This is a genomic window from Bremerella alba (assembly GCF_013618625.1).
Classification (GTDB): Bacteria; Planctomycetota; Planctomycetia; order Pirellulales; family Pirellulaceae; genus Bremerella; species Bremerella alba.
This window is the reverse complement of record NZ_JABRWO010000010.1, coordinates 90,792-104,163: the sequence shown is the minus strand read 5'-3', so window position 1 is coordinate 104,163 and position 13,372 is coordinate 90,792. Positions and strand designations below refer to the sequence as shown.

Here is a 13,372-nt window from a genome sequence, read left to right as displayed (position 1 = left end):
CCCTAAGGGACGGCCGAAAATAGCCAAGAGCGCAAAAGCCCCTGGTAGCTTGACTGTCTTCTACAAACTCGGCGTCTTGGCGTGCCAATCGGTTTCTTTTTGGAACATGTAGGCGGCTCGTAACAGGCGGTCTTCTTCCAAGGCCGGGGCTTGCATATGCAGGCCGACCGGAAGGCCTCCGCTGGTCATTCCACACGGAATCGAAATGGCCGGGATACCGGCCAGGTTGGCGGTCACCGTGTACAAGTCTTCCAAATACATGGCCAGCGGATCGTTGGTCTTCGAGCCGGCGGCGAACGCAGGGTTCGGGGCCGTTGGGCCGACGATCACGTCGACGGCTTTGAATGCCTTGTCGTAGTCTTCGCGAATCAAACGTCGAACCTTCAGAGCCTTGAGGTAGAAAGCGTCGTAATACCCGGCACTGAGCGTATAGGTACCGAGCATGATTCGCCGCTTCACTTCCGGTCCAAAACCTTCGGCGCGGCTCTGGCGATACATGCGAATCAGCGGGGTGTCCATTCGCTTCAGACCAACTTCGTCGCCGGCAGCGACGAAAGCTTCCTTTTCCTTTTGCAACGCTTCAAGCATCGCAGCTTCGTCGCAGCGGTGGCCGTAATGGGCACCATCGAAGCGAGCCAAGTTACTCGAGGCCTCGCTCGGGGCAATGATGTAGTAGGTCGCGATGCCATACTTGTTATGCGGCAGCGAAATGTCGACGACCTTCGCGCCCAGCTTTTCGTAAACGGCTACGGCCTCTCGAACGGCCTTTTCCACTTCACCGTCGAGGCCATCGCCGAAGTGCTCTTTCACTAAGCCAATCCGCAGGCCTTCCAGCGGCTGATCGACCGATTTGCTGAAAAGCGGACAGGCGACATTCGCCGAAGTCGAATCCTGAGGGTCGTGACCACTCATTGCTTCCAGGAACAACGCGGTGTCTTCCGCCGTGCGAGCCATGGGACCAACCTGGTCCAAGCTGCTGGCAAAAGCGATGAGACCAAAACGACTGACCCGGCCGTAGGTGGGCTTCAGTCCGACAACACCGCAAAACGAAGCAGGCTGGCGGATCGAACCACCCGTGTCGGTACCGATCGAAAGGGGCACCATCTGGGCTGCCAGGCACGCGGCTGCACCGCCGGAAGAACCTCCTGGAACCAAGTCGTTGTTCCATGGATTGCGTGTCTTGCCCAGAGCCGAGTTCTCGGTTGAACCACCCATGGCGAACTCATCCATGTTGGTCTTACCGATGATAACGGCGTCCGCAGCTTCCAGCTTCTTGATGACCGTGCTGCTATACGGCGGAACGAAGTTTTCGAGCATCTTGGAAGCACACGTAGTGACTTCCCCTTCGGTGCACAGCAGATCTTTGACGGCGACCGGAACGCCAGCGAGCAGGCCCAGCTCTTCACCTGCGGTACGTTTGCGGTCGACCTCGGCAGCTTGGGCCAGCGCCTTTTCGTCCATTACCTTCAGAAACGCACCCACGGCAGGGTCATGCTGGCGAATCCGATCAAGACAGGCCTGGGTCACCTCGACTGAGGTCACTTCGCCTGATGCAAGTTGAGACAACAACTGGGTGGCGGACGCTTCATACAAAGCCATCGTGCGTTTTGCCTTTTCTTTCCGTCAGTGATGCGGACAAGCCGATTTGGGCGATCATTGAGTTTCAGCGAAGGAAACTAAATTCAATGCCTATGATGGCGGAATTGGCCGCAGTTGACTAGTCGTCGAAACGGCATTCAAGCCGAGAAGTTGGAGCGAGAACTAGCAAGAAGGTGACCCATTCGATCAGACGCAGCACCGTGGTGCACACCGATATCGAGGGTCATAATATAGACAGTGTAGTCTAGTCGCCTAAAACGGCCGGAACGCGGAAGCACTCGTCGTCCCGCTTCGGGGCGTTGGCCAGGGCAGCGTCGCGTGGTAGCGACTGGTGCACGGCGTCTTCAGCGAAGATATTCGTCTGTTCGACGGCGTGAGCCATCGGCTCGACATCGTCGGTATTGACCTCTTCCAGAAGCTCGACGTAGCTGACGATCTGACTCATCTGCTCGGTCATGGTCGAGAGCTCTTCCTCCGACAAACGCAAACGCGCCAGCAGCGAAACCTTTTCGACTTCTTCTCGGGTCAGCGAGGACATCGAACTTCTCCGGAGTTAGTTCTCGAAAGAACCCCTAATCCTAGCCATCTCCGCCCAGGGGCGATGAGACCAGATGCAGGGAACCACTGCCATTCAGGTTGGCAGTGCGAACTACCAATTAGCGACCGCGTTCTTCCGAAGGCAGCTTGAAGGGGCGGTGACGCACAACCTTCTTCACATAACCGCTGCGGATGCATTGTGTGCAAACCTTCAGCTTCTTGTGTTCGCCATCGGGCATCACAGCCTTAGCAGTCTGCAAGTTCGGCTTGAACTTACGACGCGTGATGCCAGTGATTTTGGTACCAACACCGCCCAGGTACTTCGCCTTACCACGGAGGGTAACTTTGTTGCCCATGCTGTGGCCCTTGCCACAAATTTCACACACGTTGGCCATTGCCAGCGACTCCTAGACGGTCGTCCATTGCTTGATACGAAACAGACCATCTTACCGAGATGTGTTCTGGCCCGCAAGGTGCAGAGAAAATTGAGCCGAGCTATTCCGGCATCGGATACTTGCGGCAAACTTCCAGGATTTCCTCGAGCACCATGCCGTTGGTCCCAATCCCGTCGCCGCTGTAGATGGTCGATTCGCCGGTCCAACTGGTGAATGTCCCGCCAGCTTCTTCCATTATGGGCTGCAGGGCCGCTGCATCCCAGATGCTCATCATCGGGTCGATCATGCACACGGCACGCCCGGTGGCGACGAGCATATAACCGTAGCAATCGCCCCAAGTTCTGGTTACGAAAGACCTTTCCTCAAGCTCGAGGAAGCTTTGCGTGGCGTTACGCTTGTTGAATGTGCTCACCTGGCTGGTCACCATGATCCCATCAGCCAGCTTCGCGGTCTTGTTGACCTGGGCACGGACCGGGTCGTGATTGGGTCGCTCGTACCAGGCCCCCTGACCTTCGGCAGCCGAGATCATTTCGTCCAGCCCAGGAATATAAACCACCCCGATGCGGGATTTTCCATCCTTTTCAATACCAATCATGGTTCCAAAAAGAGGCACGCCGGCGATGAACGCCTTGGTACCGTCGATAGGATCGACAATCCAGTTGAATCCAGTCGAGCCTTCCTGGCTGCCGAACTCTTCACCGATGATGCCATCGTCGGGAAACTCTTCGGCAAGCCCTTGGCGAATAATCTTTTCGGCATTTTCGTCGGCTACGGTGACCGGGGAGGAATCTTCCTTCTTTTCATAAGTAAGATCCGCACGCTGGAAGTGCTCCAACGTGCTTTTCCCGGCCAGACGAGCCAGACGACGTGCTGTTTCCAAACGCTTTTCGAGATCGCTTTGTGAGTTGTTCATGGACATGAGAATAGAACGGCATTACGTGGGGAACAAGCCCCCGAAACGGCTTCACCGAACGTTAATATCCATCGACCACTCATGCACGGCTTCAAGCCGAATGGACTCGCGCCGCTGCTTGGGGTACTCCTCCGCTGAGCGATTCTGGGCCGGTCGGTGTGAGCGGCAATTCGTCATCGGTAGTACCTACGTCAATCGATTCAAGCGTGGGGGCCTGGATTAGTTGAGCGATCTTGATCGATGTCAACTGCTTACGGGCTGTCGCGGTGACATCCTGCAACGCTTGTTGCAGGTTCTGCTGCGTGTAGTCTTCTGGGTCGGCAGGTAACGGCAGTTTCGAATCCAACGGGCCCTCAATCGCCTCGATGACATCGAGTAGCGAAATCTCGCCAGGAGATCGAATCAGCATGTACCCCCCATCGACACCACGCGTGCTGCGTAACACCCCGTGATTAACCAAACTGCGGAGGACTTGAAGCAAAAATCGCTCCGGCATATCCCCTTTAGAAGCAATTTGACTGCAAGGAACTGGCGTGTCCGAATCTGATACGGCTAATTGCATGGTCGCCTGCAAAGCATAGGCGACGGTTCGCGATAGTTTCATTCCACTGCCCTCTTGAAAGATGGAACGACTTTAGTTGGGACGCATTGTGAAGCACTACTCCGATCAAATTTGCTCGAAGCCTACGCGATGCGTCGTAAATTTCCCCGATATCCAACGAACTAGCGCGGCGCGACGTGCTCTGAGTTTACCTTTCCTAAAAGCAACTCAAATGAGACGGATCAGACTGGTGAAGAAATGTACATCCGCGAAAGCTAGAACAAGCTCAAAATGCAAATTCAATCACTTCACCAATCTTATTACTTACACCCCACATGCGGTAAAAACCAAAGATACACCCAAATCATGGGGGTTTCAACCGAAAAGTACAGATAAAAGGGAGATTTTCAAAAGTAGTTTATGACCACTTCTGCACTAATGACAACTAGTCTCCCCTAGAGTCCTGTCAAAGGCGAGTTCATCCGCATTGTGCAACGGTTTAATCCGCACAAGCTTCAAGTGAAGTGCTGCCAGAGAAGCCCGGACAACCTAGTCGCAATAGAAAGCGATCCAACCGTGAGCCGGCTTAGGCCGCTACGACGCGTCACCCGACGCATCATCGCTGACTGATGCATTGGCAACGAATACAGAGTGCCAGAGCATCAAGATTGCGCCGCAGACCAACAAGGCATCGGCGATATTGAAGTTCGGCCAAACATACTGTTCGTTGTACCGAAAGAGAATGAAGTCGCGCACTGCCGGCTGTCCCCAAATGCCCAGACGATCGTACAGGTTTCCAAAGATACCACCGGTGATCAGCCCCAGTGCTGTCGTCAGAATCACATCATGGGCCGCTTTGGCAACAAATAGCCAGAACAGAATTCCCAACGCAGCAACGACAGAAAACATGGCAAAAACCGAGGTATACCCTTGCCCCAGGCCAAACAGCGCACCTTCATTGAGCGAGGTTTGAAAGCCAATGTACGGCTCGATAAGCCAGTAGAAGCGGTTTTGTCCTGGCATGCCCAACCAGGCAAACACAGCCGACTTGCTCCACAAGTCGATCACGCACCCTGCGATGGCCAGTGTCAGGAATAGAACGTAACGGCTAACGGGAACAGCACCTTGGCTATCCACGGCTTTCTTGGTCTCGCTCGCTGGCACAGTCGATACAGTAGTGGGTGAAGGGGATGGCATTGAGTCGCGACTTCTTGATGCGTTGTCCACACTCGACGCAAGCACCATACTCGCCTGATTCAATTCTGGCCAGGGCAGAATCAATCTCTGCCAAGGTCACCTGCTCGGCCGCCAGGAGATTCAAAGAGAATTCCTGCTCGTAATTGTCCGACCCAATGTCGGCCATATGGATCGGCATCTTCGAGAGGTCACCGGCAGCTTCGCTGCGGGTCCGTTTCAGAGCGGAATCCGCCAGATAGTTCGTATCGCCGAGCATGCGAGATCGCAATAGCTTCAGTTTCTCTAGATACGGCTGGGCCTCACTCTTGGAGTAAGCCCCTTGGCTACTGCGTGTACTTCCCATGACATACCTCGCGATACGGGACCCATCATTGCCAAAATTGCCTTAGTAATGGGGAGAATTTCCAGTTTACCGATCCTGTCAGGAAATGGTCAAACAAATCCCAAGCAATTTCCAGGCTAGGTACTGTCCTCAGACTGCTTGACCAATCACAAGAATCGCAAAACGCACCCTCCAAAAGAAGGCCTCATAGAGAATCGTGCCCGGATCACAAGATTTCAGTCTTGAAGTACGTCTGACATGCTATATCTAACGTTGTTTACGGTCGTCTAAGCTATTTCCAATGGCGATAGTCGGTTGCGGCGTTTGTGAAGCATTGTGTCTACATTCCTCGCATGAATCGCCCTTTTTTAAGCTAATCTCCCGAGTTACGCTCGCGCCGTCAGAGGCATCACCACCCTTCACCGGGTCCCCTTGCCGTGGATCGTTAATCATCGCTTCACTCTAAGCAGTTGGCATTCTGCGCAGGCTTTCGGTTATTTTTCTTCCAATTTACGCACAGGATCACCCCGATTGGACCTATCGTCGCGAACTAAATGCTCTCCCAAGGGTTGCTTTGCGGCTATTTCCCCCCGAACCGTTCTTTTCTAATGACACTCTCATCCCGTAGAATCGCTACCGTGTTCTAAACTTAAGGGAGCACCACCAATTCGGGCAAACTGCGGCGCGGCGACGCGTCTCCCGTGATCCCCCAAACCCTTTGACAACAAGCAATTCAAAGCGTGACCACGACCCCTGCTGCCTTTCAACGCTGCATCTCGCCCGAGTGCGGCCAAACGTACGATTTGTCCCAAGTTCTCGTGGCTTGTCCCAAGTGCGGCGATCTCTTAGACATCGCCTACGACTGGGATCGCTGCGCCCCCCCTAAAACCTGGAAAGACATCGAAGCGAACTGGGCCAAGCGTACCAATCCGCTCAACTTTAGTGGGGTCTGGCGTTTCCGTTCGTTGTTCCCATACGCCACGGATGAACAAATCGTGACTCTGGGCGAAGGTCAGACGCTTCTCCAGCAGACCGACCACGTCGGCAAGTTCGTTGGGCTCGATGCCGGCAAACTGCATCTGCAATACGAAGGGATGAACCCCAGCGGTAGCTTCAAAGATAACGGCATGACCGCCGCATTCACGCATGCTCGGATGGTGGGCGCCAAGCGTGCCGCTTGTGCTTCGACCGGCAACACGAGTGCCTCGCTGGCCATGTACTGCAGCGTGACCCGCTTGATGAAAGCCGTCATCTTCATCGGCACCGGGAAGATCTCGTACGGCAAGCTTTCCCAGGCACTCGACTATGGCGCACTCACCCTGCAAATCGCCGGCGACTTCGACGACGCGATGGCCCGCGTGAAAGAAGTCAGCAAGGACATGGGCATTTATCTGGTCAACAGCGTGAACCCCTTCCGCCTGGAAGGTCAGAAGTCGGTCATGTTCCGCGTGCTGGAAGCTCTGCAGTGGGAACCACCCGATTGGATCGTTGTCCCCGGCGGCAACCTCGGCAACAGCAGCGCCTTCGGCAAGGCCTTTGTCGAGCTTAAAGATCTGGGCCTCATCAGCCGAATCCCTCGCCTGGCCGTCATCAACGCCAGCGGAGCCGATACGCTCGATCAGCTTTACAACAATCACGATGTTCGCTGGAACGACGGCTATTTCCCGCGCGAGACTATCGGCGACTACTACAAGAAGATGGACGAGGAACAGCGTAAAGCTTCGACCTTGGCCAGCGCCATCGAAATCAACCGTCCCGTCAACTTGCATAAGTGCCTGAGGGCATTGAACGACTGCGACGGCGTCGTACGGCAGGTTTCCGATCAAGAGATCATGGACGCCAAGAGCCAAGTCGGTGGCGGCGGCATGGGCTGCGAACCGGCCAGTGCCGCGAGCGTGGCCGGCGCGAAGATCCTTCGCGAGCAAGGGATCATCGCCCCCAGCGATCGTGTCGTCTGCATCTTGACCGGCCACCTACTGAAAGATCCTAACGCGACAGTCGCCTACCACACGACCGATCAGGAAACGTTCAACGACGTCCTCGGCAGCCGCGGCGTCAAACGAGCCACCTTCGCCAACCGGGCCGTCGCCGTGAAGAACGACATGGACGACATCGTTCAGGCAATTCAGTTGTACGGTTAAGCAAATCAAACGATCTCAGGTGTCATGCCCACGTCTGCGTGGGCATGGTCTTACTCTTTATCTTGTCCCCTCTCCCCTGAGGAGGAGAGGGTTAGAGTGAGGGGGCGAACTATGTACCCGCTTGTCCAACCCTCACCCTTTCAAAGGGAGAGGAGACAGGATAGGCCCCCCTTCAATCGAATTTACAACACGCACGAAAGAAGAACGTCATGGCCACACGAATCGCCATCAACGGAGCCGCAGGCCGCATGGGGCAGCGACTGGTTGCCTTGGGCAGCGAAGACAACGACCTCGATGTCGTGGCTTGTTTCGAGCATGCCGGGCACACCAAGTTCGGCCAAGATGCCGGTAGCGTCGCTGGCATCGGCGAGCTTGGCATTCGACTGGCTGAGGAAACTTCCGCTCAGTACGACGCCATCATCGACTTCTCCGTGCCAGCCGGAGCGCATGCGGCCGTCGAGCGGGCCGTCCATGCCAAGGCCGCTCTCGTCATGGCAACCACCGGCCTGGAAGAAGAACATCAGGCCAAGATCCGCGAAGCGGCCAATGTAATCCCAGTCGTCTGGGCACCTAGCATGAGCACCACGGTCAACCTGACTATGAAGCTCTGCGAGATCGCCGCGGAAGCATTGAAGGACATCCCAGGCGGGGCCGACGTCGAGGTCCTCGAACGTCACCATCGCTTCAAAGAAGACAGCCCCAGTGGAACGGCCCTGCGTTTTGGGGAACTGATCGCCTACAAGATGGGCATCACCAACCACGTGCATGGCCGCGAAGGCCGCCCCGGTGCCCGCCCTCACAACGAAATCGCCTACCACGCCATCCGCACCGGCGATAATCCCGGCGAACACACGATCATCTTCGGCCTGCTCGGCGAAACGATCGAAATGACCGTGCGAGCCAGCAACCGCGACTGCTACGCCAGCGGAGCACTGCAAGCGGCCAAGTTCGCTGCGGGTAAGAAGCCTGGGTTGTACAATATGAATGATGTGTTGGGGCTGTAATTTTCGGGTAAAAGCGATTGGCATAGACGTTGCACTGCTCTCCTATGAATTCATACATATAGGAGAAAACCCATGACTAACCCTACGCCCAAAGCAATCGCCAAGACGATTCTCAATACTCACGGCGAAACCTACGCTCAACAAGCCGGTATTCGCCTGCGAGATGCACCGGCTCCGCTGTTTCAGCTGCTTTGCGAATCGCTGCTGCTCAGTGCCCGAATTTCGGCTGAGAAGGCTGTCGAAGCGACTACGGCGTTGAAGTACGCCGATTTGACCACGCCCAGAAAGATGGCCGAAGCCAGTTGGCAGCAGCGAGTCGAGGTGATCACCGATCGCGGCTACAAACGCTTCGACAAGCAGGGCTCGACGCAGCTCGGGCAAACGGCCGACTTTCTTCTCAAACGCTACTATGGCGATCTCCGCCAGCTTCGGGCTGAAGCCAGGCATGATGTGGGGCAAGAGAAACGGCTGCTGCAACAGTTCCAAGGGGTCGGACCAGTCGGAGCCGAAATCTTTTTGCGGGAAGTGCAAGGGCTCTGGGGCGAGGTCTACCCGTTCGCCGATGCAAAAGTGACCGATGCGGCGAAGAAGTTGGAACTGCCCAGCGATCCACAGCGTCTTGCCCGGCTCGTACAGCGTTCGGACTTTCCGCGACTGGTCGCCGGCATCCTCCGCGTTGACCTGGCAAAGCAGCATGACGAGGTCTTAGCCCAGGCTGTTTAAGCTGCATGACGTGCTGGGGCTGTAAGAAAAAAACAGCCCAGCACGGCTGACTTGAACATTCCCCCCGCAGGAAAGGGGAACCATTCTCCTTTCCATTGGTTTATACTTGTGCTCTTACCTCATCGATGAGACCCCACCAGATCAAACCTTCCTTACCTTGGAGCACACCATGAAACATCTCTTGCCTCGTGTTGAATTCTTAAGCCTGGCCTTGGCTGCCGTTTTGTTTGTCGTCTCGGCCCATGCGGCAGAACCTAAGCCGCCTGAAGGTTTTCGAGCGTTGTTCAATGGAAAAGACCTGACCGGCTGGTACGGCTTGAACCCTCACCAATCGGCGAAGCTGACCGGCGAGAAAAAAGAAGAGAACCACAAAAAACAGCGTGCTGAATTTGCCGAGCACTGGACGGTCGAAAACGGCGAGCTCGTCAACGACGGCCACGGCCCCTACGCCACGACCGAAGAAGATCTGGGCGACATCGAATTTCTGATCGACTACAAAACGGTCCCCAAGGCCGATAGCGGGATCTATCTGCGCGGCACGCCTCAAGTTCAGATCTGGGACATCAACACGCCTTTCAATCCTAAGCAGCCTGATATCAAACGCCATCTTGGCTCGGGTAGCTTGTGGAACAACGCCGTCGATGCCCCGGGACGCGATCCTTTGGTGCTGGCAGATCGCCCCTTTGGTGAGTGGAATGAAGTACGAGTTCGCCAGATCGGCGACGTGACCTGGGTTTGGTTGAACGACAAGTTGGTCGTCGACGGCGCAGTGATGGAAAACTACTGGGACCGTAGCAAGCCACTACCAGCGGAAGGTCCAATCATGCTGCAAACGCATGGTGGCGAGATTCGTTGGCGAAACATTTTCGTCCGCGAGATTAGCCCCGAAGAAGGCAAAAAGATCCTCGCCGAAGCGAAGAAGTAATTCTCATTTCGATCGATCAACACAACGCTTCGACCTTTCATTGCCCCGCATCTGTCGGGGCAATGTTGTTTCGAAGGAGCCGTGGCCGTAGAAGCGTTACTTCACCCAGCCAGCTTCTCGCACGCCGTTTCCTTCGACGCCGGTCAGCGAGTCTCCCAGGTCTTTACGGATGGGTTCGGCCAGCTTCGAGAGTCGCTCGACCACCTCGGGATGCTGGCCGGCCAGGTTCTTCGTTTCGCCTGGGTCACTGCTCAGATCAAAAGGCTCAGCTCGATATGTTCGACACGTCCCCCGTGGCGGCTGGCGATCCCTTCGATGCCGCTTTGGGTAATCGACTGGGCTGGGTTCTTTCCCCAGTTCGACGGCTTACCACCTTTACCTGGCTCGCCGGCCACAGTGATATAGGGGTGTGGAAAGTGCAGCTTCCACTTCCCGCTGCGAACGGCCTGAAGCCCGGTGCCCCCGAAGAAGAACAAGGCGTCGTGAGGTGTTTTACCGTCTTGCGTTAGCAGCACGTCGGCAATATCGAGTCCATCGATCCTCTTGGTAGGCATCTGGCCGCCGACGAGCTTCGTCAGCGTGGGAACCAAGTCAATCGACATGACCGGCTCGTCGCACACGCGACCCGCCGGAATGTGCCCTGGCCAACGCATGATGCATGGCACACGCACCCCCCCTTCAAAGGTCGTCAGCTTTCCTTCGCGGAACGGGCCAGCGTCTCCGGCGTGCTCGCCATAGCTGGGCCAAGGCCCGTTGTCGCTGAAGAAGATGACGATCGTATTGTCGGCTAGTTTCAACCGATCGAGGGTGCGCATCAGCTCGCCGACCGACCAATCAAGCTCTTCGATCACGTCGCCATACAAGCCATGTTCGGTTTTCCCGCGAAACTGCTGGGAGGCAAAGACCGGCACGTGCGGCATGATTTGTGGAAGGTACAAAAAGAAGGGACGCTCCTGGTTCCGTTCGATGAAAGAGACGGCCTTTTCCGTGATACGTTTGGTGAACTGACTCTGATCCGGGTCCAACTCGACGACCGTCTCTCCTTCGTACAACGGATATGGGGGCATCTCGTCGGCCAATACTGGGTGGTACTTGGTGTTGTCGTTGGAATAAGGCGTGCCGAACCACTCGTCGAAACCGTTGCGCGTCGGCCAGAACTCCATCACCGTACCCAGATGCCACTTGCCCATGCCGGCGGTGGCATAGCCCAAGTCTCGGAACATCTCAGGCAATAGATATTCGTCAGGGTGAATCCCATTCTTGCTGGTGTGATTGAGCGCCCCTTGCAAGCTCAAGCGATTCGGATAACACCCACTCAAAAACGCCGCACGACTGGCCGTGCAAACCGGTTGAGCCACATAGAAGCTAGTAAAGCGAGTCCCCTGCCCCGCCAGCTTATCGAGGTTTGGCGTACTAAACCCTTTCGCCCCCTGACTGCTCATATCGCCGTAGCCCATGTCGTCGGTCACGATCAAAAGGACGTTGGGCAACCTGTCTGGGGTGCCCAGGGCGATAACATCCGCAGCGAAGAGCAATAGCAACGAGAAAGCAAAACAGGCAGATTTCATGATGGGATCTCGGCATGAGGAAACGGAGAAAAGTCGAGCACCATTTTGAAACAGCTCAAGGCCATGGTCAACAAAAGTCCACAGCGACTCCAGCAAACGGCCACCCAGGAGATGGCTGATCCTTTTCATAACATTCCCAACACCAACAGTAGAATCCCCCCAGACTTCCTAGTATTTTATAAAGATCATAAATTCCTGCGTACCCCTGCTCTATCGCAGTTTGACCTCGATTCGATCCAGAGTTCTGAATGATTTCCGACAGCTACGACATTGTCACCATCGGAGGCGGCATGGGTGGCGCTACGTTGGCCAAAGTAATGGCCCAACATGGTGCCCGTGTTCTCGTTCTTGAGAAAGATCGCACTTTCAAAGATCGCGTCCGTGGCGATGCGATGGCCCCCTGGGGAAGTCCCGAAGCGAAATCGCTCGGAATTTTTCAGTTGCTGCTCGATACGTGTGCCCAAGAGGTCCCTTGGGTCGAAGGCTATCTCGGCAAGATGAAGCTGGAACGCCGCCATCTTCCGACGACCACTCGGTGTCAATCGTCGGAGCTGGCTTTTCATCACCCAAGGATGCAGGAAGTTCTGCTACAAGCTGCCAGCGATGCCGGGGCCACCGTGCTTCGTGGAGCAGTTGCGCGAGACATTCAACCTGACTCTCAGCCAGTGGTCACGTTCATGCTGGACGGTGCTGCGCATACGGTGAAAGCTCGGATCGTCGTCGGTGCAGACGGCCGCATGTCTGCCACACGTCGTTTAGGAGGATTTGAAGTCCTCAATGATCCAGCCGAACGTATCCTTTCTGGTGTGCTAATGGACAATATGAATGTCCCGCAAGACACCAGCGTGTCGATCTTCGATACGCGGCAGAGCCAACTTGTGGCCCTCTTTCCCCAAGGCGGGCAACGTGTTCGAGTCTATTTCAGTTATTTGAACACGACGCGTCCTCGACTCCAGGGTCCCAAGGACGTCCCTGAATTAGTCGCACAAGCGATTGCCTCGGGTGCTGAATCCGAGTGGTTTGAAGGCTCCGAAGCGATCGCACCTCTGGCCAGCTTCCCTTCCGATGATGTCTGGATTGCACATCCATACAAAAACAATATCGCGCTGATCGGAGATGCCGCTGCCAATAACGACCCGATGTATGGCCAAGGCATGGCGATCACTTTACGTGACGTACGCGAACTCACCGACCGCTTGAAATCGACCGACGACTGGGACGCCGCTGGCCACGGCTATGCGGAAGCTCACGATCATTATTTCAATATCATTCATACCTATAGCCATTGGTTCGAACGCTTGTTCTATTTCAGTGGTAAAGCTAACGATGCACTAAGGTTTCGCGTGCTACCGTTGTTAGCCAAAGATCATTCACGGATGCCTGATTATCTTTTAAGTGGCCCGGATGGCCCCGTTACCGAAGAAATCCGGCAGCGGATGTTCGGGGAAGATGTTTTCCCAGCAACTGCTAGTTCCACGCAGCAGATCTCGTAAGAGATCTGGGCCGG

General features: G+C 55.6%; 13 protein-coding genes. 5 read left to right on the top strand and 8 right to left on the bottom strand.

Annotated elements, in window-relative coordinates; all coding sequences use genetic code 11:
• Positions 1-60 precede the first annotated feature (60 nt).
• The 7 genes from gatA to HOV93_RS17590 all read right to left on the bottom strand — a co-directional run bounded on the left by gatA (position 61) and on the right by HOV93_RS17590 (position 5,525).
• A complete protein-coding gene (gatA, locus tag HOV93_RS17620; RefSeq protein ID WP_207397848.1) occupies positions 61-1,599 on the bottom strand; it encodes an Asp-tRNA(Asn)/Glu-tRNA(Gln) amidotransferase subunit GatA in 1,539 nt (512 codons plus the stop codon).
• Between the two features lie 244 nt (positions 1,600-1,843).
• Positions 1,844-2,137, bottom strand: a complete 294-nt coding sequence (gene gatC / locus HOV93_RS17615; protein WP_207397847.1) for an Asp-tRNA(Asn)/Glu-tRNA(Gln) amidotransferase subunit GatC — start codon at positions 2,135-2,137, stop codon at positions 1,844-1,846.
• A gap of 118 nt (positions 2,138-2,255) precedes the next feature.
• The gene (rpmB, locus tag HOV93_RS17610) at positions 2,256-2,531 is read right to left on the bottom strand and encodes a 50S ribosomal protein L28 (RefSeq protein ID WP_105329255.1); all 276 of its coding nucleotides are present in this window, start codon (positions 2,529-2,531) and stop codon (positions 2,256-2,258) included.
• 100 nt (positions 2,532-2,631) lie between these two features.
• Complete coding sequence (gene hisN, locus HOV93_RS17605) at positions 2,632-3,450, bottom strand: histidinol-phosphatase (RefSeq protein WP_235990583.1); 819 nt, start codon at positions 3,448-3,450, stop codon at positions 2,632-2,634.
• Between the two features lie 85 nt (positions 3,451-3,535).
• On the bottom strand, positions 3,536-4,048 hold the full coding sequence (locus HOV93_RS17600) for an RrF2 family transcriptional regulator (RefSeq protein WP_207397846.1): 513 nt from the start codon (positions 4,046-4,048) through the stop codon (positions 3,536-3,538).
• Between the two features lie 531 nt (positions 4,049-4,579).
• Complete coding sequence (locus tag HOV93_RS17595) at positions 4,580-5,122, bottom strand: signal peptidase II (RefSeq protein ID WP_207397845.1); 543 nt, start codon at positions 5,120-5,122, stop codon at positions 4,580-4,582.
• Positions 5,115-5,525, bottom strand: coding sequence for a TraR/DksA family transcriptional regulator (locus HOV93_RS17590; protein WP_207397844.1), 411 nt, complete (start codon positions 5,523-5,525; stop codon positions 5,115-5,117). The genes HOV93_RS17595 and HOV93_RS17590 overlap by 8 nt, the downstream gene beginning before the upstream one ends.
• Positions 5,526-6,244: 719 nt before the next feature.
• Here HOV93_RS17590 and thrC point away from each other — a divergent pair.
• The 4 genes from thrC (at position 6,245) to HOV93_RS17570 (ending at position 10,297) form a co-directional block, all read left to right on the top strand.
• On the top strand, positions 6,245-7,645 hold the full coding sequence (thrC, locus tag HOV93_RS17585) for a threonine synthase (RefSeq protein ID WP_207397843.1): 1,401 nt from the start codon (positions 6,245-6,247) through the stop codon (positions 7,643-7,645).
• 209 nt (positions 7,646-7,854) lie between these two features.
• Positions 7,855-8,649 (top strand): 4-hydroxy-tetrahydrodipicolinate reductase, encoded by a 795-nt coding sequence (dapB, locus tag HOV93_RS17580; RefSeq protein WP_207397842.1) that lies wholly within the window; start codon positions 7,855-7,857, stop codon positions 8,647-8,649.
• Between the two features lie 72 nt (positions 8,650-8,721).
• A complete protein-coding gene (locus tag HOV93_RS17575; protein ID WP_207397841.1) occupies positions 8,722-9,372 on the top strand; it encodes a hypothetical protein in 651 nt (216 codons plus the stop codon).
• A 169-nt stretch (positions 9,373-9,541) separates the two neighbouring features.
• A complete protein-coding gene (locus tag HOV93_RS17570; RefSeq protein WP_207397840.1) occupies positions 9,542-10,297 on the top strand; it encodes a 3-keto-disaccharide hydrolase in 756 nt (251 codons plus the stop codon).
• A gap of 251 nt (positions 10,298-10,548) precedes the next feature.
• Here HOV93_RS17570 and HOV93_RS17565 read toward each other — a convergent pair whose 3' ends face one another.
• Positions 10,549-11,865, bottom strand: coding sequence for a sulfatase family protein (locus HOV93_RS17565; RefSeq protein ID WP_207397839.1), 1,317 nt, complete (start codon positions 11,863-11,865; stop codon positions 10,549-10,551).
• Positions 11,866-12,113: 248 nt separating this feature from the next.
• Here HOV93_RS17565 and HOV93_RS17560 point away from each other — a divergent pair, with 248 nt between their 5' ends.
• A complete protein-coding gene (locus tag HOV93_RS17560) occupies positions 12,114-13,358 on the top strand; it encodes an FAD-dependent oxidoreductase (protein WP_207397838.1) in 1,245 nt (414 codons plus the stop codon).
• Positions 13,359-13,372 lie beyond the last annotated feature (14 nt).